Below are 26,633 nucleotides of genomic sequence, written 5' to 3'. Positions count from 1 at the left end.
GGGCCGGGCGGGTCAGCCGATCCAGCCGAGCATCATCGCGCCCGCAGCGGCGCCTGCGCCGACAAGTGCCGACAGCGCATAGCCGAACATGCGCCGCGTCGTGCTGCGCGGCTTTCGATCGAACATCAGCGGTACATTCGGCAATGGCGGCGGTTCGGGCGCGCCGCCTTTTGGCGGGTATTGGTCCTCTATCCGCCTGATGAGCGCGGGGATGCGCAGCAGCGTTTCTGTGTCTTCCTTGATCCGGTCTGCAATCGCGGCTTCCGGGCCTAGCTCGTCACGGATCCAGTTGCGCACATAAGGTGCCGACGTATCCCACATGTTGATTTCGGGATTGAGCTGCGTCGCGATCCCTTCGACCATCACCATGGTTTTCTGCAGCAGCAGCAAATGCGGCTGGGTCTGCATGTCGAAATCACGGGTGATGGCGAACAGGCCGTCCAGCATCTGCCCGACGCTCAATTCGCTGACCGGTTTGCCGCGCATGGGTTCGCCCACGGCGCGCAGTGCGGTCGCGAACTCTCCGACATCGTGATAACTGGGCACATATTGCGCCTCGAAATGGATTTCGGCCACACGGCGGTAATTGCCGGTGGTCAGACCATACAGGATCTCTGCCAGCCAGGTTCGCGCCTGACGGTTAATCCGCCCCATGATGCCGAAATCGATCGCGACGATGGTGCCATCTGCTTTCACGAACAGATTGCCCTGATGCATGTCAGCGTGGAAGAACCCGCCGCTGATCGCCTGCGTCAGAAACGCCAGCACAAGCCGGTTGGCCAATTCGGGCAAGTCGTGCCCGGCCGCCACCAGATCATCACGCCGGCTGATCTTGATGCCTTCGACCCATTCGATGGTCATCACCCGGCCATTGGTACGGTCCCAGTCGATATCCGGGATTTCATACCCGTCGATCGCGCGCATGGTTTCCGCCAGTTCACTGGCAGAGGCCGCCTCGCGCCGCAGATCGAGCTCGCGGTTGGTCCAGCGTTCGAAATTCGCAATGGTCAGGCGCGGGCGCAGACGCTCTGCCTCCCCGCCCATTGCCTCCAAATGGGCCGCCGCCCAGTGATAGGTCTGCAGGTCGCGTTCGAATTTCTCGCGGATGCCCGGACGCAGAACTTTCACCGCGACGGTCTTGCCATCGGTGGTCACTGCCCGGTGAACCTGCGCAATCGATGCCGCACCGATCGGGGTTTCCTCGATCGAACTGAACAGCGCTTCGGCAGGCTGGCCGAAACTGCTTTCGATAACCTGCTTTATTTCTGCGAACGGCACCGGCGGCAGATCATCCTGCAACGACAGCAGATTGTGCGCGGCTTCGCTGCCCACCAGATCGGGCCGGGTGGCCAGCGACTGGCCCAGCTTGATCGCTGCCGGTCCGATGTCGCGAAAAGCGCTCGCATAGTCGGGGGTCTTGGGCTGGATCGTTCCGATACGGGCAATCCGCGCCAACCGTTTGACCGGCGTGGGGGTGTTCGGGTCGCTCTCGATCCCGCGCAAGGCGCCATGCCGCGCCAGGGTCCGGCCCCATTTCAGGAGCCGCCAGATATGCGTGCTGGGCCGGGTCACTTCGTCAGATCTTCCAGCCCGAATGGATCGCCACGGCTCCGCCAAGGATCGGCTCGACCCGGGTCCGCGAGAAACCGGCATCGCGGATCATCTGTTCGAATTTCGGCATGGGCGGGAACCGGCGAATCGATTCGGCGAGATAGCGATAGCTTTCCTCGTCCTGCGCAATCATGCCGCCAATTTTCGGCATCAGTTTGTGCGAATAAAGGTCATAGGCCTCTTTGAAGCCCGGCCATGTCGTGGTCGAGAATTCGAGGCAGTAGAACCGCCCCCCATGTTTCAGCACACGGTGCGCTTCCTTCAATGCCTTGTCGATGTGGGTAACGTTCCGGATACCGAATGCGATGGTGTAGGCATCAAATATGCGCGACGAGAATGTCAGCTCTTCGGCGTTCTGCCGCGACCAAACCAACCCGTCGATCCCGCGGTCCATCGCGCGTTCGATGCCGACATCGAGCATATCCTGATTGATATCGGAAACCGTCACCGACGCGCCGCGCTCTGCCATGCGGAACGCGATGTCACCGGTGCCGCCGGCCATGTCCAGAATCGCTTCACCCGGCTGCGGCTTTACCCGGCGGACAAAACGATCCTTCCACAATCGGTGCATACCGCCCGACATGGCATCGTTCATGATGTCATACTTGGCAGCAACGCTGGAGAAGACTTCGCCGACCAGCTCGGTTTTTTCCGAGGCATCGACGTCTTTATATCCGAAAGAGACAGTTTCACTCATGCGAGGCGCCTTAGGATGAATTGCGGTGGGGGCAAAGGGTGTTAAGAGCCTTCGCATGCCAGAATTACCAGAAGTCGAAACAACGGTTCGCGGGCTTGCTCGGTTCCTTGATGGGCAGCGGATAGAGCGGGTCGCGGTGAACCGCCCCGATATGCGCCGCCCGTTTCCCGCCGATCTGGTGCAGATGATGACCGGGGCGGTCGTCACCGGCATGGGCAGGCGGGCTAAATACGGGCTGATCCATACCGACCGGGCCAGCACCCTGATATTTCATCTCGGCATGAGCGGGCGCTGGCGAATCGATCCCGAAACTCCCGACAAACATGACCACCTGGTGATCGAAACGGCGGACCACAGTTTCGCCCTGTGCGATCCGCGGCGCTTTGGATGGGTCGATCTTGTCGCGACAGATGCAGTGGGAAACTGGCCGTCAATCGCAGCGCTCGGCCCGGAACCACTCGGCCCCGAACTAACGGCTGAACACCTCCATCAGGCGTTCAGCGGCCGCAAACAGGCGATCAAGCTGTTGCTGCTGGACCAGCGGATCGTGGCGGGGCTGGGCAATATTTATGTGTGCGAGGCACTGCACCGGGCGCGAATCCATCCGCGCAAGGCAGGGGGCAAAGTCTCGCGTCCTGCGCTGGCGCGTCTGGTGCCGGAGATTAAGGCAGTGCTCGAACAATCGATCAAGGACGGCGGCTCTACGCTGCGCGATTATGCCCAGCCCGATGGGGAACTGGGCTATTTTGCCACCCGCTTCGCCGTGTACGGCCGCGAAGGCGACCCTTGCGACAGGGGCGACGGTGGGGTTATACGCCGGATTGAGCAAGGCGGGCGCAGCACATGGTTCTGCCCAAGATGCCAGAAGTGATCTAAAGATATTGACGATTCGCCCTGCTCTGGCTAAAGGGCGCGCTTTCCGGCGGGTAACTGCCGTTTCCGAACGAACCAATTGAAGAATTCCGGCCGCTGATACGGCGGCCCGATAAAGGACAGACATGGCCAATACGCCGCAAGCACGCAAACGCATCCGTCGCAACGCCCGCCGCGCCGAAATCAATGGCGCGCGCATGAGCCGCATCCGCGGTTTCGTGAAAAAAGTCGAAACCGCCATCGCTGGCGGCGACAAGAAAGATGCTGCAGAAGCTCTTCAGGCTGCACAGCCTGAACTCGCACGCGGTGTTGCCCGCGGCGTCATGCACAAGAACACAGCGGCACGTAAAATGTCGCGTCTCTCGAAACGAGTCGCTGCACTCTGATTCGAGCATAAACCGGGTCTCGAACCCGGTCTGAAACAGTTAAAGGCCGGTGCGAAAAGCGCCGGCCTTTTTTGTTGCAGTGCGGCGACAGACGAGTTGGCGAAAAGAAAGCTAGGAAGTCCCGCGATTCGCGGTGCAAAAACCGATAAAATCCAATCTAAACAGCCTGTTAAACGTAACTCTGCGGGGTACAGGCGAGTCAATACAATTATTTCAGATTTTTTACGGTATCCCCTCTTGCTTCAAGCACCCAGCTGTTCATAAGTCATAGCCGGTTCGGAGCTGGACGGTCTGAACCCTTACAAATTGGTACGATGGGGGGAACCCTGGAATCATCGATTCCGGGTAGGGGCAAAGCTTTGCCATCGTTATTTCTGGGACCCCCCGGCCACCGCGCCGGGTTTGAGGAATGAGACGACAGTAATGGCAACGAACGACAGCCACTCCGGCGCGACAAAAAAGAAAATGGGCAAGGACGGCATGGAAGATCTGGAAGCGGTAAACCTGGCAGCGGATTGGGCTGACATCAGCCAGGGCCTGCGAAAAGATCTGGGCCACCAGTTGCACAGCCAGTGGATCAAGCCGATCCAGGTTGGCGGCTTCTGCAAGGATACCGGCACGCTCGACCTGTATCTGCCAACTGAGTTTTCCGCCAACTGGGTGCAGGACCGTTTTGCAGACCGGCTTTCGCTGGCCTGGAAGATTGCCAAGAACGACATTCGCAACGTGCGTATCCAGGTTCATCCCGGACGCCGCAAGCTGCCCGACATCAGCCTGCACGGCGACGGCTTCGGTTCGGGCCGCCGCGCCGCGAATGATGCATCCGACAGTTCGATGATCACGATTTCGGCCGGCCAGCTGGGCGAGCAGGGTTTCACATCTTCTGTCGGCCTCGACCCGTCGCTGACCTTCGCCGCTTTCGTTACTGGTGAAACCAACATTCTCGGCTGCAACGCCGCCCAGCGCATGGCCGCGACGGAAACCCCGCAGTTCAGCCCGCTCTACCTCAAGGCCGCAACCGGTCAGGGCAAGACGCACCTGCTGCACGCGATCGGCCACTCCTATCTCGCGGCGCATCCGCGTGCGCGTATCTTCTACTGCTCTGCCGAACGCTTCATGGTCGAATTCGTCCAGGCGTTGAAACAGAACCAGATGATCGAATTCAAGGCGCGTCTGCGCAGCTTCGACCTGTTGCTCGTCGATGACATCCAATTCATCATCGGCAAGGCCAGCGCACAGGAAGAGCTGCTCTACACGATCGATGCGCTGCTGGCCGAAGGCAAGCGACTGGTGTTTGCCGCCGACCGCGCGCCGCAAGCGTTGGACGGCGTCGAACCGCGCCTGCTCAGCCGCCTGTCGATGGGCCTCGTGGCAGATATCGCGCCTGCCGATATCGAGCTGCGCCGCAAGATTCTCGAATCGAAACTGACGAAGTTCGCCCCGCTAGAAGTTCCGGCGGACGTGATCGAATTTCTCGCCCGCACCATTACCCGCAACGTGCGCGAACTGGTTGGCGGCCTGAACAAGCTGATCGCCTATGCCCAGTTGACCGGGCAGACCGTTTCGTTGCAGCTGGCCGAAGAACAGCTGACCGATATCCTGTCGGCCAACCGCCGCCGGATCACCATCGACGAAATCCAGCGCACGGTGTGCCAGTTCTACCGGATCGACCGCAGCGAAATGAGCAGCAAACGCCGTGCCCGCGCGGTGGTTCGCCCGCGCCAGGTGGCGATGTATCTTTCCAAGGTGCTCACACCGCGCAGCTATCCGGAAATCGGGCGCAAGTTCGGCGGCCGCGATCACTCCACCGTCATTCACGCAGTCCGCCTGATCGAAGATCTGCGCCAGCGTGATGCCGACATGGACGGCGACGTGCGCAGCCTGCTGCGCCAGCTCGAAAGCTGAGTTAGCCACCACGCTTCCACTTACTGCCAACAGCTAATCGACAGCCCTATGCACAGGGCTGTCGACAGCTTTTGCACATCGTGCCAACAGACTTTCCATGGCCCTATCCACAGAGCAGCTGGACCGTTTTGCGCGCCAGATCATCATCCCCGAGATCGGCGGTGTAGGTCAGGTTGCGCTCGCCTCCGCGCATATCACACTGGTGGGCCTCGGTGGCATCGGCAGCCCGGTTCTGCAATATTTGGCCGGCGCCGGAATCGGGCATATCCGCCTGATTGATGATGGCGATGTCGAGCTGTCCAACCTTCAGCGCCAGACGATCTATACCCAGCGCGACATTGGCCATGCGAAAGCCGTGGCCGCGCGCCGCTGGCTGGCCAATTTCGACAGCGAGATCGTGGTGGATGTCCGCGACGACCGGATAGGCCGCAGCAACGCGCCCGCGCTGCTGGCACAGACCGATCTGGTAATCGACGGGACCGACACGTTTGCCACGCGGCTTGCGGTTTCGGACAGCTGCGTAGAGCTTGGCGTACCGCTGCTGAGCGCGGCGGTTGGCCGCTTTCAGGGACAGGTTGCGGCATTTGCCGGGCATCTTGCGGACCATGCCTGTTACCGCTGCTATGTCGGCGATGCATTCGACGCCGATGATTGCGACACCTGCGCAGATGACGGGATGCTTGGCGCCATGGCCGGTTGGGCAGGCAGCCTCGCCGCGATCCAGGCTGTCCGTATCCTGCTGGACGGCAAGGCAGCATTTGGCGAAGCGCAGTGGGGCAAGCTGCATATGATGGACGGGCTGAAGCCAGCCATGCGGACGCTCAATATCGCAAAAGACCCCGAATGCCGGGGATGCGGCACACGGTGACCTACCAAGCTGACAAGGCCCCGAGGATCATCGCCGGAGGGGCCGCGTTGGCGGTTGTGGGGCTGTTCCTGCTAATTTCGGTCCAGTCTATTGGCCCATATTTCTATGAAAAATATCAAATATATCGCCTGGAACAGTGCGAGAAGAAACACCGCGTCCAGGCTGATGCGTGGAAGCCAATTTTCGGGTTCGATATGGGCGGGCGTCATATCGCTGGCGACACCCCCGAAAACCGCGCGCTGATCGGCTGTATCGTCACCAGTCAAAGCGTGCGCTATCTGGACGCCCCACGAAATGCGGAGCGAGACCCGGCGCAATCAGCGCTGTCCATTACGTATGGCTCTTTCAACAATGGGTTGGACTTCGCCTATTACGAAGGCGATCCGGGCTGAACAGGTCAGGAAACTCTCAGCACCTCATCCACCCATTGCGGCACCAGTTTACTCGCTGGCCCAAGCCGGCTTTCCCCGAACCAGGCAGAGCCTTCGCTGCGTTCCAGATTAAGCTCCAGCGTCTGCGCGCCCAGCTCGCGTGCATCGCGGACAAAGCCGGCTGCGGGATAGACAGCGCCTGACGTGCCGATCGACACGAACAGGTCCGCACGTCTCAGGAAGCCGTAAATGCGGTCCATATGGTACGGCATTTCACCGAACCACACGACGTCGGGTCTCAGAGCATTCACCCCGCATTGCGGGCATGCAGGACGGTCGCTCATCGGGGCGTCCCAAGGCGACCGCTTCATGCAAGCGGTGCACAGCGCGCTGCGCAATTCCCCGTGCATGTGATGGACGTGCGCGGCTCCGGCACGCTCGTGCAGATCATCGACATTCTGCGTTACGATCAGCAGATTGTGATTGGGCCGCGCGCTCCATTCACGGTCGAGCTTTGCGAGTGCATCGTGAGCAGGATTCGGTTGCTTGGTCAGCACTGCTTCGCGGCGCATATCGTAGAATCGCAGCACCAGATCGGGATCGCGGGCGAACCCTTCGGGCGTTGCGACATCCTCTATCCGGTGCTGTTCCCACAAGCCGCCATCGGATCGGAAAGTGTCGATCCCGCTTTCCGCGCTAATTCCCGCGCCGGTCAGGATCACGATATTGCGAACATTGTCCATGTCCCCCATGAAGACGATGCGAAGTGGAGAAGCAATGACTAGAATCGGGATCATCGGCAGCCAGGGGCGCATGGGGCAGGCGCTGCAAGATGCGATTGCTGATGCAGGCCATGAATACGCCGGCGGCGCGGATCAGGGCGACGACCCGCGCGAGCTTTCATCCAGGGCCGATCTGCTGGTCGATTTTTCAGCGCCCGGCGCGCTGGAGGCAAACCTTGCCGCAGCGCGTGAGGCGGGCATCCCGATCGTCATCGGCACCACCGGGCTGGAAGACACGCACCACGCACTGATCGGCGATGCGGCCAGCGATATCGCAGTGCTCCAGACAGGCAACACGTCGCTCGGCGTGACCTTGCTCGCCCATCTGGTCGAACAGGCGGCGAGCAAGCTTGGCCCCGACTGGGATATCGAGATTGTCGAAATGCACCACCGGATGAAAGTCGATGCACCATCGGGGACGGCGCTCCTGCTGGGTGAGGCAGCCGCCAAGGGGCGCGGCATTGACCTGTCCGCGAATTCCGAACGCGGCCGCGACGGGCATACCGGCAAACGCGCCGACGGTGCGATCGGCTTTGCCGCGCTGCGCGGCGGGACGGTGGCCGGGGATCACAGCGTCATCTTCGCCGGTAGCGAGGAACGGATCACGCTGACCCACAACGCGGAAAACCGGATGATCTTCGCCCGCGGCTCGGTGAAGGCAGGCGCTTGGCTGATCGGCCGACGCGCGGGCCGCTACACCATGAACGACGTGCTGGGACTGTAACCGGCGCCCGATGACCAAGGATCAGATTTTCGAGTTTTTTCGCCGTCTGGCGGAGGACAATCCCGAGCCTGAGACAGAGCTTGAATATGGCAATGCCTACCAGCTCGTCGTTGCTGTCGCGCTCAGCGCGCAGGCGACCGATGTGGGCGTGAACAAGGCCACCCGTGCGCTGTTCGCGAAAGTGAAGACGCCGCAGCAGATGCTCGATCTGGGCGAAGAGGGACTGAAGGAACACATCAAAACGATCGGCCTGTTCAATTCCAAGGCCAAGAATGTGATCCTGCTCAGCAAGTTGTTGGTCGACGAATATGGCGGCGAGGTTCCCGACACGCGGGAGGATCTCGTGCGTCTTCCCGGGGTGGGCCGCAAGACTGCCAATGTCGTGCTCAATTGCTGGTTCAAACAGGAAACCTTCGCTGTCGACACGCATATCCTGCGCGTCGGCAACCGGACCGGCCTTGCCAAAGGCAAGACGCCCGAACAAGTAGAGGCCAAGCTGGAAAAGCGCGTGCCGCAGCCGTTCCGCCTGCACGCGCATCACTGGCTGATCCTGCATGGCCGCTATATCTGCAAGGCCCGTACGCCCGAATGCTGGCGCTGCCCGGTCGCCGACCTGTGCAGTTACCGCAAGAAGGTTCTTGTGAAGCCTAAGCGCTGAGCGCGGCCCGGGTCACCCGTGCGTAAATCCGCGCCAGCGTTTCCAGATCGGCCACGGCCACCGCCTCGTCACGCTTGTGCATCGTGGCGTTACAGAGCCCGAATTCGATCACCGGGCACACGCTACGCAGAAACCGTGCGTCCGACGTGCCGCCGGTGGTTGACGGTTCGGGATCGACGCCGGTTTCAGCTTTCACCGCGTCGGCGATGATCTGCGAAAATTCGCCCGGCGGGGTCAGGAAAGGCTCGCCGGAGATGATCGGGCGCGCAACTCCGCCATGCTTCTCCGCAATCTCCATAATGTGCCGCGACAACGATTCGCCCGAATGGGTGTCATTGAACCGGATCGAAATGCGCGCAGTGGCCTTCGCCGGGATCACATTATGCGCAGGGTTGCCCACTTCCATGTCGGTAATCTCGAGATTGGACGGCTGAAACCAGTCGGTCCCTTCATCCAGCACCAGCGCATCCAGTTCGGCCATGATCGCGACAAGTTTGGGCAGCGGATTATCGGCCAGATGCGGATAGGCAACGTGCCCCTGCGTGCCGTTCACTTCCAGCCAGATATTGACCGAGCCGCGCCGTCCGATTTTCATCATGTCGCCCAGCCGGTTGACCGAGGTCGGCTCGCCCACCAGGCACAAATCGGGCGTATCGCCGCGCTCGTTCATGAAATCGATCAGCGCGCGGGTGCCGTAAACCGCCGGCCCTTCTTCATCGCCGGTGATGATGAAGCTGACCGTTCCGGCATCCTGCGGCACATCGGCCATCGCCGCGACCATCGCCGCGATCGAACCCTTCATATCCACTGCGCCGCGGCCGCAAAGCAGATCGCCGCGGTGTTCGGGAGCGAACGGGGCAGAGGTCCACCCTTCACCCGGCGGCACCACATCGAGATGCCCGGCAAAGGCGAAATGCTTCGATCCTTCAGGCCCGCGCCGTATGGCAAACAGGTTCTCGACCGGCCCGTCGGGCTCTTCACCCCTTACGAAGCGGTGCACTTCAAAGCCGAGCGGCTCCAGCATCGCCTCCATCACGTCGAACACCAGCCCGGTGGCCGGGGTGACGCTGGGCGCGGCAATAAGCTTTTCAGCGAGTTCTGTAACGGTACTCATCGTTCACCCTCGGGCATGGGTAACGGCCCCGGTGCAAATGCCTCGTCCAGCATGGCTGCCATGCGCAACCCCGCCTGCCGGATACGCCGCTGCGCCACCGGAACGGCGCGCACGATATCATCCTGGCTCAGCGCGGTTTCGTCTGGCAGATCACCATCGCAAGGCGGTACATCGAAAGCGGTTGGATAAACGAAGTCGCGCGCGGTTTCCCAGCTTTCGCGGCCCCAGTCTGCCGGGGTGCCGCCACCATATTCGGCGCGTTCTGCGGCAGTGTATTCGCGCACCATCGGGCCGTTGGTGGACGTAATCGCCCGTTCCGCCAGCGCACTGTCCCAGATGCGGTGCAGGTTGAGACCGGGCACGATACCGTAATCGGTTACCCGGTCATTTCCGCCCCGGTCATCCTTGTCACCTGAATGCAGCGGCTGGTGAATATCGCCGACGAAATGGACCATGAAGGCCAGCGCCTCCAGCCGGATCGGACCGGGCAGACCTTCATCGGCAAGCATGCGCTGATTGCGTTCGATCTGCGCGGTTACACAGCTGCCGCCGCTGCAATTGCGCCATGGCTGGTAGTCTTCGCAAATCGGTGTCGTCCGGTAATGCCACGCGGCCGTGTAACCCCAGCGCCAGCGCGTGCGGCGCACACAGTCCGCCCATACTGCGGCGTCTTCCAGCGTTTTCAGTGCGCATTCCGGCGTGCCCAGTTCTTTCTCGTAACGCAACAGCCGCGCGATTGCAGCACGGGTTGAAGGCTTCACATTGGCGAGCGCAATCTGCCCGGTTGTGCGGTGTCCGTATCCGCCCCAAGCATAGGCAGCATTCGGCATGGCAGAGCCGGCCAGCAGCACGGCAGCCGCCAACACGCCCATCAACCGCCTCGCAATTCCTGCGCCCGTACCCGCGCCCATTCGAGCACCAATCATGCTGATTGCGACACTTCGTATTGTTCCAGAACCCACTGCTCGTCCTCTGCACCGGTCAGCCATTGCTGCATCCATTCATGTTCCCACATCGCCTGCATATATGCTTCGGCGAAACCGGGAACGCCAATTCCGTAAGTCAGGAAACGGCTGACCACCGGAGCGTAAAAGATGTCAGCCGCGCCGAAAGTTCCGAACAGATACGGGCCGCCCTGCCCGAAACGTGCACGCGCCTCTGCCCACAATTGCAGGATCCGCACGATGTCGTGTTTGCATTCATCGGTGATCTCGACGCCGTCGAAACGCTTGCGCATATTCATCGGACATTCGCGGCGCAGCGCCAGATAGGAACTGTGCATTTCTGCAACCATCGCCCGCGCCATACCGCGCGCGCTGTCGCCCTTGGGCCAGAACCGGTCACGCCCGACCTTGTCACCGAGATATTCGAGAATTGCGAGGCTGTCCCACACGACGGTTTCCTCGTCCCACAGGATCGGAACCTTGCCTGCGGGCATGATTTCGCCGTTGTCCTTTTTGGCAGAAGCCCATTCCTCGCCGCCGATATTGACGAGGATTTCCTCGAAATGGAGGCCGGATTGCTTCGCTGCCAGCCAGCCGCGCAGCGACCAGCTCGAGTAATTCTTGTTGCCGATGATCAGCTTCATCGTTTCCACCTTATTCCCACCGAGCGCACTATGGCTGCCCGGCCCTAGGCGTTCATTCTTTCGGTGTCGAGACTGAACAGATGGAACACATGGAACACGGTCCAAAGTGAAGATTTTCGGCTGAACGCCGCATCGCAATGCCCTGATCTGGGCGTCTACCAACTGCCGTGCTTCTTCTGGGGTCATGCCCCGCGCTATGGTGGATGGCCGGGGAGTAGGAAAATGCTTGGAGCGGTCGCCGCGCCCGCTAAGGTGCGCCCATGCCCATGTCCACGCCGAAATCCACGCCCCTGCGCCCGTTCCATCTCGCCTTTCCCGTCAATGACCTCGCCGCTGCGCGCGAGTTCTACCGGGGCGTTCTGGGATGCGGTGAAGGCCGGTCATCGGCCCAGTGGATCGATTTCGACTTTTACGGCCACCAGGTCGTGACGCATCTGGTCGCTGGCCGCGGGGGCGATGCGGGCGCAAACCCGGTCGACGGCCACGGGGTGCCAGTGCCGCATTTCGGCGTGGTGCTGACGATGGATCAATGGGAGGATCTGGCGGAGAAACTGCGCGCGGCGAACACCCAATTCGAAATCGAACCAACGATCCGCTTCAAGGGCAAGCCGGGCGAACAGGCCACGATGTTCTTCCGCGATCCATCAGGCAATGCGCTGGAGATGAAAGCGTTTGCGGATGACGCAATGCTGTTCGCGAAATAGAATTTACTGCCGCTGATGTCAGGCCGCGCCTGCCGCGATCTGCTCAGGCGCGCTTATCAGACGTCCTTATCAACACGCGATATCAGACCCCGGCATCGCCTAACACGGCGGCGCGCAATTCTTCGATGCCCATGCCTTTTTCGGCGCTGGTAATATGCAATTCGGGGAAAGCCGCCGGATGCTTCGCCATTTCTTCCGCGGTTTTGGCCGCAACAGCATCGAGCGCGCTGGCCTTGATCTTGTCCGCTTTGGTCAGGACGACGCGGTAGCTGACCGCCGTCTCGTCGAGCATCTTCATCATCTCGCGGTCGACATCTTTCAGCCCGTGGCGGCTATCGACCAGCATCAGCGTGCGGTGCAGCACCTGCCGCCCGCGCAGATAGGTCTTCACCAGCGACTTCCATTTTTCGACGACCTTCACCGGCGCTTTGGCAAAACCGTATCCGGGCATGTCGACCAGGCGGAACAGCGTGGGGTCGCCCACTTCGAAAATATTCAGTTCCTGCGTGCGCCCCGGGGTCACCGATGCGCGGGCAATCGCCTTGCGCCCGGTGATCGCATTGAGCAGCGAGCTTTTGCCGACATTGGAACGACCGCAAAAGGCGATTTCCGGCACGGTCGGTTCGGGCAGGAATTTCAGCTGCGGTGCCGACAGCAGAAAATCGACCCGGCCCGAAAACAGTTTGGACGCACGCTTGGCCAGCTCCGCCCGGTGCTCGGCTTCCTGTGCTTCCAGTTCCTCGGGGCTCAGTGCGCGGCTCATGACTTGCTCTTCGCGTCCCGTGCGGATGCCGCTGCCTTGTCAGCCTTGTCCTTTTCCGCCGCAGCGCGCAGCTGCGGATGCTTGGAATAAAGATAGGTTTGCTGTGCCAGCGTCAGCACGTTGTTGGTTACCCAGTACAGCAGCAGACCGGCGGCAAATGGCGCCATCACGAACATCAGCATCCACGGCATGATGTTGAAAATCTGTTGCTGGATCGGGTCCATCGCGGTCGGGTTCATCTTGAAGGTGAGCCACATGGTCACACCCAGCAGGATCGCGAGCGGGCCGATTGCCAGGAAGCTCGGAACGTCGAACGGCAGATAGCCGAACAGGTTCAGGATCGTCGCCGGATCAGGCGCGGACAGATCCTTCAGCCACAGGGCGAAAGGCTGGTGACGCATTTCGATTGCCAGGATCAGCGTCTTGTACAGCGCGAAGAAAATCGGGATCTGGATCAGAATCGGCAGACAGCCGGCCAGCGGATTGACGTTCTCTTTCTTGTAGAGCGCCATGATTTCCTGCTGCTGTTTCTGCTTGTCGTCCTTGTAGCGTTCCTGAATCGCCTTCATTTTCGGCTGGATAGCCTTCATCGCGGCCATGCTGGCGAATTGCTTTTGTGCAATCGGAAACAGCAGCAGCCGGATCAGGATGGTCAGACCGATAATCGCAAGGCCGAAATTGCCGACCAGGTCGAACAAATGGGTCAGCAGCCACCAGATCGGCCAGGCAATGATTTCGAACCAGCCCCAGTCAATTGCCTTGCCGAACTTGTCGACCCCGGCATTCTCATACTGGTCGAGGATCGCGGTTTCCTTCGCCCCGGCGAACAGCTGAGTGGAACGGGTAACCTGCTTGCCCGCACCGACGGTTATGGGTTGGTAGATGAGGTCGGCACGGAACAATTCGCCGCCCAGCGAACGGAAATCGGTTTCCGCATCGCTTCCTTCTTGCGGGATAAGCGCGGACAGCCAGTAGATATCGGTAAAGCCGAGCCAATGTGCCCGGCCTTCGGTTTCACCTTCCGAAGCGTCTTCTGCCAGGTCTTCGTAATCGGGGCCGAACTGCACGGCATCGCCGAAATTGCCGATCGGACCGGAATGGACATTCCAGGTCGATGCGCTGGCGGTTTTGCTGGTGCGGTTGATGAAGCTGTAGGGACGAACGACGATCGGGCCATCCGCCGTGTTGGCAACGGTCTGTTCCGCAGTGATCATGTAATGGTTGTCGATCGACAATTTGATCGTGAATAGCTGGCCTTCGCCATTGTCATGCCGCAGCGTGACCGGGGTGTCCGGTGCCAGCGGGCCGCCTGATGCCTGCCACACCGTATCCGCGCCCGGCAGGCTCACGCCTTCGCCGATCCAGCCGAACTGCGCGAAATGCTGTGCCGGGGTCTTGGCGGGCGAGAAGATGCGGACCGGGCCGCTATCCTTGTCCACCATCTGGCGGTGGGTGGTCAGAGTGATGTCGTCGATCCGCGCGCCGACCGGATTGATTGATCCGGTCACTTCGGGCGCAGCGATCTTCACGCGCTCGGCCGCGACAAGCTCGGTTTCGAGGTCGCGTGCCTCCTCGGCGATATCGCCGGCATCGGTCAGCCCGCCTTCACGGGTGCGGCGGACGGTCGGTGCGGCCCCATCGTCAATCCCGGCCGCTGCCACTTGTTCGGCCTGCGCCTCGACCGCTGGCTGCGGGTAAAGGTAATTTACTGCAGCTTCCCAGCCGACCAGAAGTAGGCCGCACAGAACCACGGCAAGCAGGAGGTTTCTCTGATTATCCAAGGTCTAATTCCGTATCTTTATGTCTGTCTGGTCGCAAAGGCGTGACGTGAATTTCGGTGTTCAGGGAACCGGGTCATGACCATGTCCCCCCCACGGGTGGCAGCGCAATATACGCTTAAGCGCCAACCATCCACCCTTGATTGCGCCATATTTGCGCAGGGCCTGTATCGAATACTCGCTGCAGGACGGGATATAGCGGCACGTCGGCGGTAAAATTCGCGACGGGCCAAGCTGCCACAGGCGGGCAATCCAGATCAGGAGAGTTTTCACGATTATCAAAATAGGGATGTGTTGGTGAATTGCGAGGGTAATACACCCCTTGCTGCCAAAACACAGCTGCAAAACCTGTATACGCCTATTTGCGGTTACCTTTCCTCGGGCGGTGAGAGCCCTTGCGCCGGGGCGGATCACCCTTCCCCTCGCGTGCCCGCTGCAAGGCGGCTGACAATTCATCACCCATCTTGGCAAAATCGCGCCCGACAGCGCCATCGCGGGCGATCAACACATGATCGTGATCAGGCAAGCCGGCTTCAGGCAAGGCATCCCACAGCAATTCACGAAACCGGCGCTTTACGCGGTTGCGCACCACGGCATTGCCGATTCGTTTGGTCACCGTGATGCCATAGCGCTTGCCCAGCCCGCCATTGGCGCGGGCCAGCAAAACGAAAGCGGGCCGCGCAACGCGCAGCCCGTGATTGGCAGCGAGAAAATCCTTACGCTGCCCTATTACCGCCGGCTTAGGCGGCTTTTCAGGTGCTTGGCTCAGGCGCTGAGCTTCTTGCGACCGCGTGCACGACGAGCGCGAAGGACCTTGCGGCCACCGACAGTCTTCTTGCGGGCAAAGAAACCGTGACGGCGAGCGCGCACGAGATTGCTAGGCTGGAAAGTACGCTTCATGATAACCTCGAGTGAGAAATAAAAAGGGCCGCCCGTCAGAGGCGACCGCCTGTATGGAGCGCGCGCTTAAGGTAGCATCGCGTCCGAGTCAAGATATGCAATCTGTTCTGGCAGTTCAATTCGCGGCTTGGGGATGACAATGTTGCCGTTCATGTCGCCATCGGCACCGGTGCCGGTATTATCCTGGCCCAGCCAGCCGCGCATGTCCCGCGCCGTCAGCCATTTTGCACCGTCGAAACCGACTGAATTGGTCATGTCGTAAAACGCGCGGGCCTGATGAGGCGCCATGCCCATTTCACGGTAGTAATCCAGGTAGATGCGGTTTTCGCGGGCATCAATCGCGTAATCATGCGGCTGCTTGCCGTGGATGTCGATCCATGAATGCACCGCAAATTCCGCGCCCTCGTCAATCTTGCGCGCGGCGCCAGCAAGGAACAACTCGACCGCGCCGGAACGCACCGAGCCGCCTTTTGGCACGTGAGTGGTGATGCCGGCTTCGCGAATCATCCGGCCCAGCGCCAGATTCGCCCGGTCATCGTCAGTGCCCGGTGCCTCGACGAATTTCAGCACGGTGATGCCCGGATGGTCGCGCAGCAGGCGTTCGAAATGCCTCGGCGATGCCCGGTCAGTCAGGCCGACCAGTTCGGCGCTGTTTTCACCTGTGACACGGAAGGGGCCATATCCATCGGATTTGACCGCGTGCGGAGCTGGGAAGGCAAGGCTGCCGCGGGCCATAGCCGGTGCCACATTGGCAAGGCGGGCCGCGCCGTCTTCGATCCGGACCCATTCCTGCCGCGCTTCATCCCATTCCTCTACCCATTCTTCGACCGACAGCACCTGGGCCTGCGCGGACGGCGCAAGCAGGGCAGCAAGGGCGATAAGAATGGCGACTAGGCTACGCATGCCTGCCTCTTTGGAGGATGCGCCTTTGAACAATTGCCAATGGAGAAACTTAACACCGGGTTACCGATGTGCCGCACACGCCCAACCTATTGATAAATCTGCCATGCGCTACCTTCCGGCCTCGACATCGGGGCGGTGAGGCGTCAGACAGACCGGCGGTGAGGACCAGTCAATTTGAGGGGTCGTGCGCGTGGTCGCATTGGTCAGGACGGTCGCTTACCTGGGCTTGGAAGCCCGCGCGATCGAGGTGCAATGCCAGGTCGCACCGGGTTTGCCGCGTTTCAACATTGTCGGTCTGGCAGACAAGGCCGTGGGCGAAAGCCGCGAGCGGGTGCAGTCGGCAATGGCGGCCATGGGCCTGTCGCTTCCGCCCAAACGGATCACGATCAATCTGTCGCCTGCCGATCTGCCCAAGGAAGGTTCGCATTACGATCTGCCGATCGCGCTGGCACTGCTGGCGGCGATGGGGGTGACCGATGCCGAACAGCTGGGTGACTGGATTGCCGTTGGCGAACTGGCGCTGGATGGGCGGATTGCGGCATCACCCGGCGTGTTGCTGGCCGCGTTGCACGCAAGCGAACAGGAAGCGGGACTGATTTGCCCTGCATCGCAAGGGGCAGAGGCCCGCTGGGCCAGCGGCGTCCCCGTGTGTGCCGCGCCTGACCTGCTCAGCCTGCTCAACCACCTGAAGGGAACCGCCCCGCTTGCAGAACCGCAGCAGGGCGAGGTGGAGCCGGCCAAACGCGGGCCCGATCTGAAACAGGTCAAGGGCCAGGAAACCGCCAAACGCGCGTTGGAGATCGCGGCTGCGGGCGGGCACAATCTACTAATGAACGGCCCGCCGGGCGCAGGTAAAAGCCTGCTGGCTAGCTGCCTGCCCGGAATATTGCCCGAGCTGTCCCCGTCTGAGGCGCTGGAGGTTTCGATGGTTCAATCAGTCGCCGGCACACTAGAGGAAGGGCGCATCAGCCGCGCCCGCCCATTCCGCGCGCCGCATCATTCGGCCAGCATGGCGGCGCTGACCGGAGGCGGGCTGAAGGTCCGCCCCGGCGAAGTCAGCCTGGCGCATCTGGGGGTCCTGTTCCTCGACGAATTGCCTGAATTCCAGCGCGCCGTGCTCGATTCGCTGCGCCAGCCGCTGGAAACCGGCAAGGTCGATGTTGCACGCGCCAATGCGCATGTCAGCTTCCCCGCCCGGGTGCAGCTGATCGCGGCGATGAACCCGTGCCGCTGCGGCCATTTGGGCGATCCGGCACTGGCCTGTTCACGCGCACCCAAATGCGCCGCAGATTACCAGAGCAAGGTGTCCGGCCCGATGCTCGACCGGATTGATCTGCATGTCGAAGTCGACCCGGTCAGCGCGATGGACCTGGCCTTGCCGCCCCCAGCAGAGGGCAGCGAACAGGTCGCCGCACGGGTCGCAAGGGCGCGGTCGATCCAGACCGCACGTTCGCAGGAAACCGGGGTCCGCAGCAATGCAGAGCTGGATGGGGATGCGCTGGAAAAATTCGCCACTCCCGATGAAGATGGCCGCAAGCTTTTGCTGCAGGCCGCAGAAGCCATGCGCCTGTCCGCTCGCGGTTATACGCGAATGCTCAGAGTGGCGCGGACCATTGCCGATCTGGCGGGTTCGGAAGGGGTAGGCCGGACGCACGTGGCCGAAGCGCTCAGCTACCGGCGCCAGGCCCCGAGGGCGTAATCCTTGGCCATCAGGCTCCGGTTAAGCTATTGAAGCTGAAAAGGAGTCTCACCAATGATCCATTGGTTTCAGAATCGCTACCTCGACCTTCTTGGTTCGATCTACATTTATAACGAACACCGCGGTTACACCGCGATCGACCGCGTGTTGGACGCCGTCCGGGTGCGTTCGCCCGAGAATACCGAACTGATTTCAGCAATCGAGCAGCACCGCGCGGATGAGCGCAAACATTACGTGATGTTCAAGCGCTGGTTTGAATTGCAAGGCAAGAAACCGATGCGGCTCGATCGGCATTTTGGCCATATCGACCGGTTCATCGAAATCATGTTCGGCCGCACGATCGACAATCTCGATACGCAGGAAGTGATCGATCAGGACAAATTGTTCGAACGCATGTGCCGGGTGATCGCACTGACCGAACAGCGCGGGTACAAGCAGGTCGAGATCCTGCTTGGCAACCGTTTCGTCAAATCGGATTCGCGGCTGGTCAAGATTTTCGAGATCATCAAGAAAGACGAACCCAGCCACTGGGCACCTTACGAAAACTGGCTGAAACAGCACGCAAAGCGGGAACACACGTGGTGGGAACGGATGGTCGATGGCTTCATCCATTCCGAACTGCTTTTCCTCAAATTGCCCGTCCTGTTCCTGAACCCGTTTGTCAAACGGCGCGAGGACTGGTCCGACGAAGGCGAAGCCGATCCGGACCGCTATTCGCACCGGCCGCGCGTCGCCGCAGGCTGATCACCCCCAGCCGATGGCGCTTCAGCCGGGACAAGCCGAGCAGGCCCAGGGAAATCTTCTGACCCGTTTCTTCAAGGCGCGGGTCGGATGGATGCTCGTGCGCAATACGGTGGTAAGCACGGGCGTGTTTCTGGTCGGGCTGGGCGTGTTATGGCTGCTGGTCGAATATGCCGGGGTCGATGAAGTGCCAGCGAGCGGCATCGGATTCATTACTGCGAACACGCTGCATTACATCCTCGGCAGGGCATGGATCTTCAAGGGTACGACACGGTCTCTATCCAGCGGATATGCCCTGTTCCTGGTAAACGGCGTGGTCGGACTCGGGCTCACGATGGCGCTGATGGCGGTCGCACTCGAATTCACTCCGATCAATTATCTGGTCTCGCGCGTGCTGGTATCGGTCATCGCGGGGCTGGTGATCTTTGCGCTGAATGCAGCGCTGGTGTTTCGCCGGGTATAGGCTTGGCTGGGTGAGGCTTGGCTAGGTGAGGTTGGGCTTGGCTGGGTGAGGTTGGGCTCGGTAGAGGTTGGGCCGGTTAATCTGACTGCGCCCGGCCAGTCAGCTGGCTCGCCCGGTTCCAGCGTCCAATTCGGCCCACCAGTCTGCGTAAGGCGTGCGGTGCGCCATGCGCCGGTTGTAATCGGGCGCGCCATCATCCCACCAAACGGGGCCTCTTTCGCCAAGATCACGCTTCGCCTGATCGACCTCGGCGCGCGCCGTGCGCAAAGCGGCTTCGTCATTGTTCGATTGCGCCGTCCGAACAGCGCGGCGGGCATGCATCAGGCGGTCGACAAATGCCTGCCGCTGGTCGTCCGAAAGATGCGGGTTGGATGCGCGCCATAAGCGGCCACGGACGACTATATACCGGTGATCCGGGGTCAGTGGCGGGCCGCGATTAACGCCCGATTGGCTCAACCGTTGGCGGCGAGTTTCTGCTCGTCCTGAACATAGGCGTGATCACCCAGCTTCAGCGAGCCGGCCTGATCGGACTTGCTGCCATCGGCGCGAATGCCGACATTGCTGCGTTCCGACAGCCACAAATCCTGCGGCCCCAATATGCGGCCGTCATGGGCAAGAATTGAAACGGGGCCGATTGGTAGACGGTCCTGTTCATCGACAAGGACCGGATTTTCTTCGATCTCGACGCCGTATTTCTGGCCCCACTGGCGCAGGGCCAGCATCGCGGGAAGTAGGTCGAAACCTTTTTCCGTCAGGCGATATTCGATCCGGCGCTTGTCATCGGGGCAAGGTTCACGGTTGAGGATGCCGTGTTCGACCAGCTTCGCCAGGCGGTTGGACAGAATGTTTCGGGCAATTCCAAGCTCGGCCAGAAATTCCTCGAAATGATGAACGCCGTTGAAACTCGCCCGCAGGATCATGAAAGACCAGCGTTCGCCCATGACTTCCAGCGCCTCGGGCAGACCGCAAACGGTCAGTTCCTTCAGCGGTTCGCGTAAATCGCCCATATTCTTCCTCTCTTGTAAGGCACCCTAGCGCGCTTTGCGCATGTCTCAAAATTGAAACTAAGTTTTTAGTTGCAACTTGCTACCTATTTCATTAGGTAGTGATTCGCAACTGAATACAGGATTAAGCCTGACTAGAGGTCAAACCCGTAAAAAACCAGTGCAATTTAGATAATTAGACGACCCCAAGAACCTCAAATCCAACCAAGGAAAAGACGATGACCCTCTCCCCCAACGTTCTCCTCCGCAGCACAGGCGCTATTGCCGCAGCGGTTTTTTACTCTGCCCTTACCATGGGTGCTCTGATCGCTCCGACGCAGGCGGAAGCCCGCGGCAACGCGGTTTACTACACTGCCGAACTGGCTGCTCCGGCTGCTGAAGAAACAGCAATTGTCGGCGGTGTCGTATGGCGCTGCGAAGGAACCAGCTGCGTCGCTGGCAAGGGCAATTCGCGTCCCATCGTGATGTGCGCACGCGCGGCGCGCGAATTCGGTGAAATCACCGCCTTCACTGCCAAGGGCAAGGAACTGGCCGAAGAAAAACTGGCCAAGTGCAACGATTGATCGGTTTCTAGAAACTCACCCCCACCCGATCCTCTCCAGAAAGGGTGAACTTACATGGCCCCTGGCAGATTGCCGGGGGCCTTTTTTCTGCTCAGGCTACAACAGGCCGCGCGCTGCAAGGTCGCTTTCAAGCTGCGCGGCGCCGGCGAACAGATGTACCTGCCAACCGAATTCGCGCGCAGCCGCGATATTCGCAGCATTGTCATCGATGAAAAACATATTGCCGGCAGGCAGGCCAAACCGCTGCTGCGCAAGGTCGAAAATCTCGCGCCCTGGCTTGATCGTCTTTTCATGGCCCGAGACGACAATGTCGCCGAACCGTTCGAACACCGGTTCGGTCGGGCGGTATTGCGCCCAGAAATCGGTCCCGAAATTTGTGATTGCGAACAACGGCCAGCCGCGCGCATCCAGCCGTTCGATCAACTCGACCGTGCCCGGCACGCGGTCGGGTATCGTTTCGAGAAAGCGCGCGCCATAGGCTTCTATCTGCGCGGAATAGGCTGGATACAGCTCTATCCGCTCAGCGATCATGTCTGCGATCGGGCGTCCTGCATCATGCTGCATATGCCATTCTTCGGTCACGACATTGCCCAGGAACCAATCGAGCTCCTGCGGATCCTCGATCAGCTTTTCGAACAACAGGCGCATGTCCCATTGGACAATCACCCGGCCCACATCGAAGACGACAGCCTTGATTACGTCAGACATGCAAAAAGCCCCCGCTTTCGCGGAGGCTCTCTATTCCGGCGTCACCGCGAACGAGCCGCGGTGCGACCACCATTAGCCCTGGCGGGCCTTGAAACGGCGGTTGGTCTTGTTGATCACATAGGTGCGGCCGCGACGACGGATGACGCGGCAATCACGGTGACGGTTCTTCAGCGACTTGAGGCTGTTACGGATCTTCATGGTTTGGTTTTCCAAAAATAAGGGCACCGGAGGTAGTCTCCGATGCCGGAATTTCAAGCGCAGCAACTAGGGGGCGAATCAGATGGCGTCAAGGCACAAGGTCAGACGTCACCTCTGATTTCGGCCAGTTTTCGTTCCCATTGCAGCGCGTGGGCAATGATTCCATCGAGGTCGGCATGCTGAGGCTCCCACGGAATGGTCGAGCGGATGCGTGACGGGTCCGATATCAGAGACGCCGGATCACCTGCGCGCCGCGGCTCCATCCTGCGGTCGATCGTGCGATTGGTAACACGGTCGACGGCATCCAGCACCTCCATAACCGAAAAACCTCGGCCATAGCCGCAGTTCATGATCAGCGAACGGTCCGGCTGTTCCATCAACGCCTCCAGCGCAAGCACATGCGCGGCGGCCAGATCGGCAACGTGAATGTAATCGCGAACGCCGGTTCCATCGGGAGTGTCATAATCGGTGCCAAACACGGCAACATGGTCGCGCTTGCCCAGCGCTGCCTCAACCGCAACTTTGATAAGATGGGTCGCGCCGGCAGTCGACTGGCCGCTGCGCCCCTGCGGATCGGCACCGGCGACATTGAAATATCGCAGCGCACAGAAATTCAGCGGATGCGCAAATGCTGTATCGCCCAGCATCTGTTCGGTCATCAGCTTTGACCAGCCATAGGGATTGATGGGCCGCTGCGGCGTGTCTTCGCCCACCGGTGACACATCCGGAACGCCGTAGGTCGCAGCGGTCGAACTGAAAATGAAGTGCGGCACTCCCGCCTTCACCGCCGCATCGATCAGCGCGCGGCTCTTCACCGTGTTGTTGTGATAGTATTTGAGCGGATTCTCGACCGATTCCGGTACGATTATCGACCCGGCGAAATGCATAATCGCGCCAATGCCCTGCTCTTCGCAGATCCGCGCCAGCAAATCGCCGTCTTCGATATCGCCCTCATAGAACGGTACGCCTTCGGGGACGGCAAAGCGGAACCCGGTTGTCAGATTGTCGATCACCGCCACCGGCCATCCAGCATCGCGCAGCGCCAGCACGGCATGACTACCGATATATCCGGCACCGCCGGTAACCAGAACAGGGACTTTCTTCGTATTTGCCATAGTCACGCGCTAGCACGCCTCGGAAATATAATGGTTAACACGGCTGCTGTTATTGGCCATATCGCAGTCAGGGCAAGCATGACCGGCAAACGGGGCCACTTAATTCGGGGCAGGAGAACACATATGAAACCGGCACTGCTATTGTTGGCCGCCGCTGCATCGGCATCGCTTGCGGCCTGCGCAACCGCGCCCAAGGTCAGCCCTATCGAAGTCACCCGTTTCCACCAGGCCGGCACGCTGGCGCAATTGGGGCAAGGCAGCATCTTCGTCGAAACCGCGCCGGGTCAGGATACCGACACCGCTGACATTTCTGTGTTCAAGGCTGCGGTTGCCGCAGAACTGGAACAGCTCGGCTACCGCGAGACGCCGCGCAGCGAAGCCGCGCAGATCGCGCAGGTCCGAATGGAACGATATGTCTCGAAGCCGGGCGAGCGGCGCAGCCCGGTAACGGTTGGCGGCGGCGGCTCCGTCGGCAGCTATGGCTCGGGCGTCGGGGTCGGCATCGGCATCAATCTGGGCGGCGGCCCGCGAGAGATGCTGGCGACCGATCTGGGGGTCATGATCCGCGACGCCGCTACGAACAATGTAATATGGGAAGGGCGCGCGTCTTTCTCGGTAAGTGATAATTCAGAATTCGCCGATAGTGGAGCCAACGCCTCGGCGATTGCCGACGCTCTCTTCAGCGAGTTTCCCGGCAATAACGGTGAAACGGTTGAAGTGCGGATCGCCAAGTAAAGAATGGAAAACATGCATAATATTCAGATCGACGCCAATTTCGACAGCGGCAATATCGAAGTCCTGTCAATTGATGGCGCGAGCGCGCGCCTGGCAATCCGGCCGGACAATGAATCCGAATTCAAGCAGTGGTTCCATTTCCGCGTCAGCGGGGCTGCGGGGCGCGAACTTGTGCTCAAGATCGATCAACTCAACAATTCCGCCTATCCGCTGGGCTGGCCCGATTATAACGCCCGCGTCAGTGAAGATCGCGAATATTGGGGTGCGGCCGAAAGCTCTTATGACAAGAGCGAAGGCGATGGCACGCTGACCATTCGCTACACCCCGGCCAGCGACATTGCCTATTTCGCATATTTCGCCCCCTATTCGATGGACCGCCATCACGATCTGATTGCCGAATGCGCGGCGAGCGAGGGCGTGCACTATGAACGCCTCGGCGAGACACTGGACGGGCAGCCGCTCGATTACCTGACTTTTGGCGAAGGTGAGACCAAAGTCTGGATCACCGGCCGCCAGCATCCCGGCGAAACGCAGGCGGAATGGTGGATGGAAGGCGCGCTGGAGTGCCTGACCGATCCGACCGACACGGTGGGCCGCGTGCTGCGCCAGCGCTGCACGTTCCACATGGTCCCCAATTGCAATCCGGACGGTTCACGCCGCGGGCACCTGCGCACCAATGCCTGCGGTGCAAATCTAAACCGCGAGTGGGAAAACCCGACGGCGGATCGTTCGCCCGAAGTACTCGCCATCCGCAGCAAGATGGACGAAACAGGCGTCGACTTCGCGATGGATGTGCACGGTGATGAAGCTATCCCCGCTGTGTTCCTGGCCGCCTATGAAGGCATTCCGGACCTGACCGACGAACATTACGAACAGTTCACCAGCTACGAAGCCATACTGGAACGCCGCACGCCGGACTTCCAGACTGTCAAGGGCTATCCCAAGTCAGCGCCAGGCAAGGCCAATCTGTCGATGTGTACGACGCAGATTGCGCACCGGTACAAATGCCCCGCGATGACGCTGGAAATGCCGTACAAGGACAATGACGATCACCCCGATGCGGAGCAGAACTGGAGCCCGGAACGCAGCAAGATGCTGGGCCGTGACTGCCTTGCCGCGCTGCTGGAATGGCTTGACCGTTAAGTCAGGCTGGCCGGGCCGAACGCTTCCGGCAGCAACACCGACAGCTTGATACGTTTCACCAGCTTCGGGCCGACACAGAGTATTTCCGGGTCGGTCCCGCCCAGCTGCGCCAGCTCGTTCAGCACCTGCCGGCAGCGGCCGCAGGGGGTAATCGGTTCATCACCGGGCCCGGTGACCGCCACCGCCTTCAGCCCGCCGCGAACGCCGTCTGCCATCGCCTTTGATACGGCCACGGTTTCCGCGCACAGGGCCAGGCCGTAGCTGGCGTTTTCGATATTGGTGCCGGTCACCACGCTGCCATCTTCGAACAGCAACGCCGCGCCGACCGCAAAACCGGAATAGGGGCTGTAGGATGTCTGCGCCGCAGCGCGCGCTGCATCGATCAACTGGTCGTCATTCATTTCCCGCTCCTGATCCGGTCATGGCTGAACCACGACCCATTCTATTGGCTCATCCGATGCCGCGCTCTGCAAATTCTCGTTTGCCGACCACAGCAGCCATGGCCGCCGGGCATAAGTCGGCGCAAATCGCGTGCGATTAACCCACAGATTGCGCTCCAGCCGCGCGGATATGCCGTAGGCTGATTCGAACTCCGGCTCGATCTTCAGGATCGCGGGTTTGCCGGTATGGTTTTCGATCTGGTTGATCAGCGTCATCAGCTCGCTTTCAACCGCCGCCGCGCTGACGCGTTTCGGGCAATCCTTTGCTGTCTGGCTGAGCGCGATGACCGGCGGCAGCATATTACCGCCGCGCGGCACTATGGTGACGAAATTGGCCGTCTGCCCATCGGCAAGCGTGCACGGATCGAAGATGTGGACCGCGCCGACATCCAGACCGGCCTGGTTAGCGGCCGAAAGATTGCGCGCGAACCGCTGATCTCTGCCCTCTGTTCCAATGCTGGATGCGAGATATACGAAGTCGGCTCCCAGTGCAGCGAGTGTGTTGAAATTGACCAGCCCGTCTGCCTGCGTGATCAGTGCGCCCTGGTCCGGGTAGGCATCTTCATCCGGGGTCCAGCGCTGGACATCCCACCACAGCCATGCCGCCGCGCCAGCGGCCAGCAGCGCGATGATGGCGATGATACGCCATAGCCAGCTGACCGGTTTTTTCCTGCGTGCCATTACCCGGGTGCCTTCAACCCTTGATGTGCAGAACGCAAATCAGCGTGAACAGACGGCGTGCAGTGGCGAAATCGGTTTCCACTTTGCCTTCAAGCCGTTCCAGCAACAATTCCGCTGCGCCGTTGTGGACCCCGCGCCGCGCCATATCGATGGTTTCGATCTCTGCAGCCGTGGCCTTGCGAATCGCCTGATAATAGCTGTCGCAAATCGCGAAATACTCCCGGATCGGACGGCGGAACCGGGCGAGGCCTAGAATCAGCTCCTCCAAGACGTTTTCATCAGTATCCATGATGGTCAGTGCCAAACGGCCATCACGCACAGCCAGCGCCAGATGATACGGGCCGTTGTGCCCTTTCTCCGCCGCCCTGATCGGCTTGAACGTGTTCTCCTCGATCAGGTCGAAGATCGCCACGCGCCGTTCCTGCTCCACATCGGCATTGCGCCACAGGATCGTATCCTCGTCGAGCGCGATATGGGCGATACGCCAATCTGGTTTGGTGGAGCCGGACATCTGTGAC

Annotated in this window: 34 protein-coding genes; 14 read left to right on the top strand and 20 right to left on the bottom strand. The window is 60.6% G+C overall.

The window, feature by feature from the left end; all coding sequences use genetic code 11:
• Positions 1–12 precede the first annotated feature (12 nt).
• Complete coding sequence (gene ubiB, locus PO778_RS13105; RefSeq protein ID WP_271439961.1) at positions 13–1,572, bottom strand: 2-polyprenylphenol 6-hydroxylase; 1,560 nt, start codon at positions 1,570–1,572, stop codon at positions 13–15.
• A 4-nt stretch (positions 1,573–1,576) separates the two neighbouring features.
• A complete protein-coding gene (locus PO778_RS13100; protein ID WP_160730831.1) occupies positions 1,577–2,308 on the bottom strand; it encodes a class I SAM-dependent methyltransferase in 732 nt (243 codons plus the stop codon).
• 55 nt (positions 2,309–2,363) lie between these two features.
• On the opposite strand from PO778_RS13100, the gene mutM reads away from it, so the two are divergent.
• From mutM to PO778_RS13075, 5 genes are all read left to right on the top strand, one after another.
• Entirely contained in the window at positions 2,364–3,179 is an 816-nt protein-coding gene (gene mutM, locus PO778_RS13095) for a bifunctional DNA-formamidopyrimidine glycosylase/DNA-(apurinic or apyrimidinic site) lyase (RefSeq protein ID WP_271439960.1), read from the top strand.
• 127 nt (positions 3,180–3,306) lie between these two features.
• Positions 3,307–3,567: a 30S ribosomal protein S20 gene (gene rpsT / locus PO778_RS13090; protein ID WP_160730833.1), complete on the top strand. Its 261-nt coding sequence runs from the start codon at positions 3,307–3,309 to the stop codon at positions 3,565–3,567.
• 423 nt (positions 3,568–3,990) lie between these two features.
• Positions 3,991–5,472: a chromosomal replication initiator protein DnaA gene (dnaA, locus tag PO778_RS13085; protein WP_160730834.1), complete on the top strand. Its 1,482-nt coding sequence runs from the start codon at positions 3,991–3,993 to the stop codon at positions 5,470–5,472.
• Between the two features lie 97 nt (positions 5,473–5,569).
• Positions 5,570–6,340, top strand: coding sequence for a HesA/MoeB/ThiF family protein (locus tag PO778_RS13080; protein ID WP_271439959.1), 771 nt, complete (start codon positions 5,570–5,572; stop codon positions 6,338–6,340).
• Positions 6,337–6,732, top strand: a complete 396-nt coding sequence (locus PO778_RS13075) for a hypothetical protein (RefSeq protein WP_271439958.1) — start codon at positions 6,337–6,339, stop codon at positions 6,730–6,732. Before PO778_RS13080 ends, PO778_RS13075 begins: the two co-directional genes overlap by 4 nt.
• A 5-nt stretch (positions 6,733–6,737) precedes the next feature.
• Here the strand turns inward: PO778_RS13075 and PO778_RS13070 are convergent, their stop codons facing one another.
• Positions 6,738–7,454, bottom strand: coding sequence for an NAD-dependent deacylase (locus tag PO778_RS13070; protein WP_271440044.1), 717 nt, complete (start codon positions 7,452–7,454; stop codon positions 6,738–6,740).
• 34 nt (positions 7,455–7,488) lie between these two features.
• Between PO778_RS13070 and dapB the strand changes: the two genes are divergently transcribed.
• The gene (dapB, locus tag PO778_RS13065; protein WP_271439957.1) at positions 7,489–8,217 is read left to right on the top strand and encodes a 4-hydroxy-tetrahydrodipicolinate reductase; all 729 of its coding nucleotides are present in this window, start codon (positions 7,489–7,491) and stop codon (positions 8,215–8,217) included.
• A 10-nt stretch (positions 8,218–8,227) separates the two neighbouring features.
• Positions 8,228–8,875: an endonuclease III gene (gene nth / locus PO778_RS13060; RefSeq protein ID WP_271439956.1), complete on the top strand. Its 648-nt coding sequence runs from the start codon at positions 8,228–8,230 to the stop codon at positions 8,873–8,875.
• On the opposite strand, the gene dapE is transcribed toward nth, so the two are convergent.
• From dapE to PO778_RS13045, 3 genes are read right to left on the bottom strand one after another with little or no spacing between them, the layout of a single operon-like run.
• Positions 8,865–9,989: a succinyl-diaminopimelate desuccinylase gene (dapE, locus tag PO778_RS13055; protein WP_271439955.1), complete on the bottom strand. Its 1,125-nt coding sequence runs from the start codon at positions 9,987–9,989 to the stop codon at positions 8,865–8,867. The genes nth and dapE overlap by 11 nt on opposite strands.
• On the bottom strand, positions 9,986–10,915 hold the full coding sequence (locus tag PO778_RS13050) for a S1/P1 nuclease (RefSeq protein ID WP_333908198.1): 930 nt from the start codon (positions 10,913–10,915) through the stop codon (positions 9,986–9,988). Before PO778_RS13050 ends, dapE begins: the two co-directional genes overlap by 4 nt.
• Positions 10,912–11,577 carry a glutathione S-transferase family protein gene (locus PO778_RS13045; RefSeq protein ID WP_160730840.1) on the bottom strand — a complete coding sequence of 222 codons (666 nt, stop codon included), beginning with the start codon at positions 11,575–11,577 and terminating at the stop codon, positions 10,912–10,914. Before PO778_RS13045 ends, PO778_RS13050 begins: the two co-directional genes overlap by 4 nt.
• A gap of 266 nt (positions 11,578–11,843) precedes the next feature.
• On the opposite strand from PO778_RS13045, the gene PO778_RS13040 reads away from it, so the two are divergent.
• Positions 11,844–12,281: a VOC family protein gene (locus tag PO778_RS13040; protein WP_271439954.1), complete on the top strand. Its 438-nt coding sequence runs from the start codon at positions 11,844–11,846 to the stop codon at positions 12,279–12,281.
• Between the two features lie 82 nt (positions 12,282–12,363).
• Here PO778_RS13040 and yihA read toward each other — a convergent pair whose 3' ends face one another.
• The 6 genes from yihA to PO778_RS13010 all read right to left on the bottom strand — a co-directional run bounded on the left by yihA (position 12,364) and on the right by PO778_RS13010 (position 16,625).
• Positions 12,364–13,044 carry a ribosome biogenesis GTP-binding protein YihA/YsxC gene (gene yihA / locus PO778_RS13035; RefSeq protein ID WP_271439953.1) on the bottom strand — a complete coding sequence of 227 codons (681 nt, stop codon included), beginning with the start codon at positions 13,042–13,044 and terminating at the stop codon, positions 12,364–12,366.
• Entirely contained in the window at positions 13,041–14,825 is a 1,785-nt protein-coding gene (yidC, locus tag PO778_RS13030) for a membrane protein insertase YidC (RefSeq protein WP_271439952.1), read from the bottom strand. Before yidC ends, yihA begins: the two co-directional genes overlap by 4 nt.
• Positions 14,826–14,885: 60 nt before the next feature.
• Positions 14,886–15,098 carry a membrane protein insertion efficiency factor YidD gene (gene yidD / locus PO778_RS13025; protein ID WP_271440043.1) on the bottom strand — a complete coding sequence of 71 codons (213 nt, stop codon included), beginning with the start codon at positions 15,096–15,098 and terminating at the stop codon, positions 14,886–14,888.
• A gap of 82 nt (positions 15,099–15,180) precedes the next feature.
• Positions 15,181–15,552 (bottom strand): ribonuclease P protein component, encoded by a 372-nt coding sequence (gene rnpA, locus PO778_RS13020; protein WP_160731662.1) that lies wholly within the window; start codon positions 15,550–15,552, stop codon positions 15,181–15,183.
• Between the two features lie 35 nt (positions 15,553–15,587).
• Positions 15,588–15,722: a 50S ribosomal protein L34 gene (rpmH, locus tag PO778_RS13015; RefSeq protein WP_067784371.1), complete on the bottom strand. Its 135-nt coding sequence runs from the start codon at positions 15,720–15,722 to the stop codon at positions 15,588–15,590.
• A gap of 66 nt (positions 15,723–15,788) precedes the next feature.
• Positions 15,789–16,625 carry an alpha/beta hydrolase gene (locus tag PO778_RS13010; protein ID WP_271439951.1) on the bottom strand — a complete coding sequence of 279 codons (837 nt, stop codon included), beginning with the start codon at positions 16,623–16,625 and terminating at the stop codon, positions 15,789–15,791.
• A 190-nt stretch (positions 16,626–16,815) separates the two neighbouring features.
• Here PO778_RS13010 and PO778_RS13005 point away from each other — a divergent pair, with 190 nt between their 5' ends.
• The 3 genes from PO778_RS13005 to PO778_RS12995 are packed head-to-tail and all read left to right on the top strand — an operon-like array spanning position 16,816 to position 19,528.
• Positions 16,816–18,324 carry a YifB family Mg chelatase-like AAA ATPase gene (locus PO778_RS13005; RefSeq protein ID WP_271439950.1) on the top strand — a complete coding sequence of 503 codons (1,509 nt, stop codon included), beginning with the start codon at positions 16,816–16,818 and terminating at the stop codon, positions 18,322–18,324.
• 54 nt (positions 18,325–18,378) lie between these two features.
• The gene (locus tag PO778_RS13000) at positions 18,379–19,068 is read left to right on the top strand and encodes a ferritin-like domain-containing protein (protein ID WP_271439949.1); all 690 of its coding nucleotides are present in this window, start codon (positions 18,379–18,381) and stop codon (positions 19,066–19,068) included.
• A 13-nt stretch (positions 19,069–19,081) separates the two neighbouring features.
• Positions 19,082–19,528: a GtrA family protein gene (locus PO778_RS12995; RefSeq protein WP_271439948.1), complete on the top strand. Its 447-nt coding sequence runs from the start codon at positions 19,082–19,084 to the stop codon at positions 19,526–19,528.
• Positions 19,529–19,627: 99 nt separating this feature from the next.
• Here the strand turns inward: PO778_RS12995 and PO778_RS12990 are convergent, their stop codons facing one another.
• Both PO778_RS12990 and PO778_RS12985 read right to left on the bottom strand, forming a co-directional pair.
• The gene (locus PO778_RS12990) at positions 19,628–19,849 is read right to left on the bottom strand and encodes a hypothetical protein (protein WP_333908197.1); all 222 of its coding nucleotides are present in this window, start codon (positions 19,847–19,849) and stop codon (positions 19,628–19,630) included.
• Between the two features lie 131 nt (positions 19,850–19,980).
• A complete protein-coding gene (locus tag PO778_RS12985; RefSeq protein WP_160730849.1) occupies positions 19,981–20,535 on the bottom strand; it encodes a winged helix-turn-helix transcriptional regulator in 555 nt (184 codons plus the stop codon).
• Positions 20,536–20,750: 215 nt separating this feature from the next.
• On the opposite strand from PO778_RS12985, the gene PO778_RS12980 reads away from it, so the two are divergent.
• Positions 20,751–21,095, top strand: a complete 345-nt coding sequence (locus tag PO778_RS12980) for a CC_3452 family protein (protein WP_160730850.1) — start codon at positions 20,751–20,753, stop codon at positions 21,093–21,095.
• Between the two features lie 96 nt (positions 21,096–21,191).
• Here the strand turns inward: PO778_RS12980 and PO778_RS12975 are convergent, their stop codons facing one another.
• From PO778_RS12975 to galE, 3 genes are all read right to left on the bottom strand, one after another.
• The gene (locus tag PO778_RS12975; RefSeq protein WP_271439947.1) at positions 21,192–21,803 is read right to left on the bottom strand and encodes an HAD-IA family hydrolase; all 612 of its coding nucleotides are present in this window, start codon (positions 21,801–21,803) and stop codon (positions 21,192–21,194) included.
• 72 nt (positions 21,804–21,875) lie between these two features.
• Positions 21,876–22,001: a type B 50S ribosomal protein L36 gene (ykgO, locus tag PO778_RS12970; RefSeq protein WP_007165381.1), complete on the bottom strand. Its 126-nt coding sequence runs from the start codon at positions 21,999–22,001 to the stop codon at positions 21,876–21,878.
• A gap of 101 nt (positions 22,002–22,102) precedes the next feature.
• Positions 22,103–23,116, bottom strand: a complete 1,014-nt coding sequence (gene galE, locus PO778_RS12965) for a UDP-glucose 4-epimerase GalE (RefSeq protein WP_271440041.1) — start codon at positions 23,114–23,116, stop codon at positions 22,103–22,105.
• 123 nt (positions 23,117–23,239) lie between these two features.
• Between galE and PO778_RS12960 the strand changes: the two genes are divergently transcribed.
• Together PO778_RS12960 and PO778_RS12955 are read left to right on the top strand one after the other, a co-directional pair.
• The gene (locus PO778_RS12960) at positions 23,240–23,851 is read left to right on the top strand and encodes a DUF4136 domain-containing protein (protein WP_271439946.1); all 612 of its coding nucleotides are present in this window, start codon (positions 23,240–23,242) and stop codon (positions 23,849–23,851) included.
• A gap of 12 nt (positions 23,852–23,863) precedes the next feature.
• Complete coding sequence (locus PO778_RS12955) at positions 23,864–24,994, top strand: M14 family metallopeptidase (RefSeq protein WP_271439945.1); 1,131 nt, start codon at positions 23,864–23,866, stop codon at positions 24,992–24,994.
• Here the strand turns inward: PO778_RS12955 and PO778_RS12950 are convergent.
• Genes PO778_RS12950 through PO778_RS12940 form a run of 3 tightly spaced genes read right to left on the bottom strand, consistent with a single transcriptional unit; the run spans position 24,991 to position 26,626 of the window.
• Complete coding sequence (locus PO778_RS12950; protein ID WP_271439944.1) at positions 24,991–25,395, bottom strand: cytidine deaminase; 405 nt, start codon at positions 25,393–25,395, stop codon at positions 24,991–24,993. The two genes, PO778_RS12955 and PO778_RS12950, sit on opposite strands and share 4 nt — an antisense overlap.
• A gap of 18 nt (positions 25,396–25,413) precedes the next feature.
• Positions 25,414–26,115 (bottom strand): glycoside hydrolase family 25 protein, encoded by a 702-nt coding sequence (locus tag PO778_RS12945; RefSeq protein WP_160730855.1) that lies wholly within the window; start codon positions 26,113–26,115, stop codon positions 25,414–25,416.
• A 13-nt stretch (positions 26,116–26,128) separates the two neighbouring features.
• Entirely contained in the window at positions 26,129–26,626 is a 498-nt protein-coding gene (locus tag PO778_RS12940; RefSeq protein WP_160730856.1) for a UPF0262 family protein, read from the bottom strand.
• Positions 26,627–26,633: the final 7 nt, after the last annotated feature.

It is taken from the genome of Pontixanthobacter luteolus (assembly GCF_947494915.1).
In the GTDB taxonomy this organism is placed as follows: Bacteria; Pseudomonadota; Alphaproteobacteria; order Sphingomonadales; family Sphingomonadaceae; genus Pontixanthobacter; species Pontixanthobacter luteolus.
The sequence above is the reverse complement of the archived record's forward strand: the minus strand, read 5'-3'. Positions and strand labels throughout refer to the sequence as shown.

Coding starts and splice junctions, on each gene's coding strand:
- PO778_RS13100 (WP_160730831.1), bottom strand. CDS start 2,308: ATGAGTGAAACTGTCTCTTTCGGATATAAAGACGTCGATGCCTCGGAA.
- mutM (WP_271439960.1), top strand. CDS start 2,364: ATGCCAGAATTACCAGAAGTCGAAACAACGGTTCGCGGGCTTGCTCGG.
- rpsT (WP_160730833.1), top strand. CDS start 3,307: ATGGCCAATACGCCGCAAGCACGCAAACGCATCCGTCGCAACGCCCGC.
- dnaA (WP_160730834.1), top strand. CDS start 3,991: ATGGCAACGAACGACAGCCACTCCGGCGCGACAAAAAAGAAAATGGGC.
- PO778_RS13080 (WP_271439959.1), top strand. CDS start 5,570: ATGGCCCTATCCACAGAGCAGCTGGACCGTTTTGCGCGCCAGATCATC.
- PO778_RS13070 (WP_271440044.1), bottom strand. CDS start 7,454: ATGGACAATGTTCGCAATATCGTGATCCTGACCGGCGCGGGAATTAGC.
- dapB (WP_271439957.1), top strand. CDS start 7,489: ATGACTAGAATCGGGATCATCGGCAGCCAGGGGCGCATGGGGCAGGCG.
- nth (WP_271439956.1), top strand. CDS start 8,228: ATGACCAAGGATCAGATTTTCGAGTTTTTTCGCCGTCTGGCGGAGGAC.
- dapE (WP_271439955.1), bottom strand. CDS start 9,989: ATGAGTACCGTTACAGAACTCGCTGAAAAGCTTATTGCCGCGCCCAGC.
- PO778_RS13050 (WP_333908198.1), bottom strand. CDS start 10,915: ATGATTGGTGCTCGAATGGGCGCGGGTACGGGCGCAGGAATTGCGAGG.
- PO778_RS13045 (WP_160730840.1), bottom strand. CDS start 11,577: ATGAAGCTGATCATCGGCAACAAGAATTACTCGAGCTGGTCGCTGCGC.
- PO778_RS13040 (WP_271439954.1), top strand. CDS start 11,844: ATGTCCACGCCGAAATCCACGCCCCTGCGCCCGTTCCATCTCGCCTTT.
- yihA (WP_271439953.1), bottom strand. CDS start 13,044: ATGAGCCGCGCACTGAGCCCCGAGGAACTGGAAGCACAGGAAGCCGAG.
- rpmH (WP_067784371.1), bottom strand. CDS start 15,722: ATGAAGCGTACTTTCCAGCCTAGCAATCTCGTGCGCGCTCGCCGTCAC.
- PO778_RS13010 (WP_271439951.1), bottom strand. CDS start 16,625: ATGCGTAGCCTAGTCGCCATTCTTATCGCCCTTGCTGCCCTGCTTGCG.
- PO778_RS13000 (WP_271439949.1), top strand. CDS start 18,379: ATGATCCATTGGTTTCAGAATCGCTACCTCGACCTTCTTGGTTCGATC.
- PO778_RS12995 (WP_271439948.1), top strand. CDS start 19,082: ATGGCGCTTCAGCCGGGACAAGCCGAGCAGGCCCAGGGAAATCTTCTG.
- PO778_RS12990 (WP_333908197.1), bottom strand. CDS start 19,849: ATGCATGCCCGCCGCGCTGTTCGGACGGCGCAATCGAACAATGACGAA.
- PO778_RS12985 (WP_160730849.1), bottom strand. CDS start 20,535: ATGGGCGATTTACGCGAACCGCTGAAGGAACTGACCGTTTGCGGTCTG.
- PO778_RS12980 (WP_160730850.1), top strand. CDS start 20,751: ATGACCCTCTCCCCCAACGTTCTCCTCCGCAGCACAGGCGCTATTGCC.
- PO778_RS12975 (WP_271439947.1), bottom strand. CDS start 21,803: ATGTCTGACGTAATCAAGGCTGTCGTCTTCGATGTGGGCCGGGTGATT.
- ykgO (WP_007165381.1), bottom strand. CDS start 22,001: ATGAAGATCCGTAACAGCCTCAAGTCGCTGAAGAACCGTCACCGTGAT.
- galE (WP_271440041.1), bottom strand. CDS start 23,116: ATGGCAAATACGAAGAAAGTCCCTGTTCTGGTTACCGGCGGTGCCGGA.
- PO778_RS12960 (WP_271439946.1), top strand. CDS start 23,240: ATGAAACCGGCACTGCTATTGTTGGCCGCCGCTGCATCGGCATCGCTT.
- PO778_RS12955 (WP_271439945.1), top strand. CDS start 23,864: ATGCATAATATTCAGATCGACGCCAATTTCGACAGCGGCAATATCGAA.
- PO778_RS12950 (WP_271439944.1), bottom strand. CDS start 25,395: ATGAATGACGACCAGTTGATCGATGCAGCGCGCGCTGCGGCGCAGACA.
- PO778_RS12945 (WP_160730855.1), bottom strand. CDS start 26,115: ATGGCACGCAGGAAAAAACCGGTCAGCTGGCTATGGCGTATCATCGCC.
- PO778_RS12940 (WP_160730856.1), bottom strand. CDS start 26,626: ATGTCCGGCTCCACCAAACCAGATTGGCGTATCGCCCATATCGCGCTC.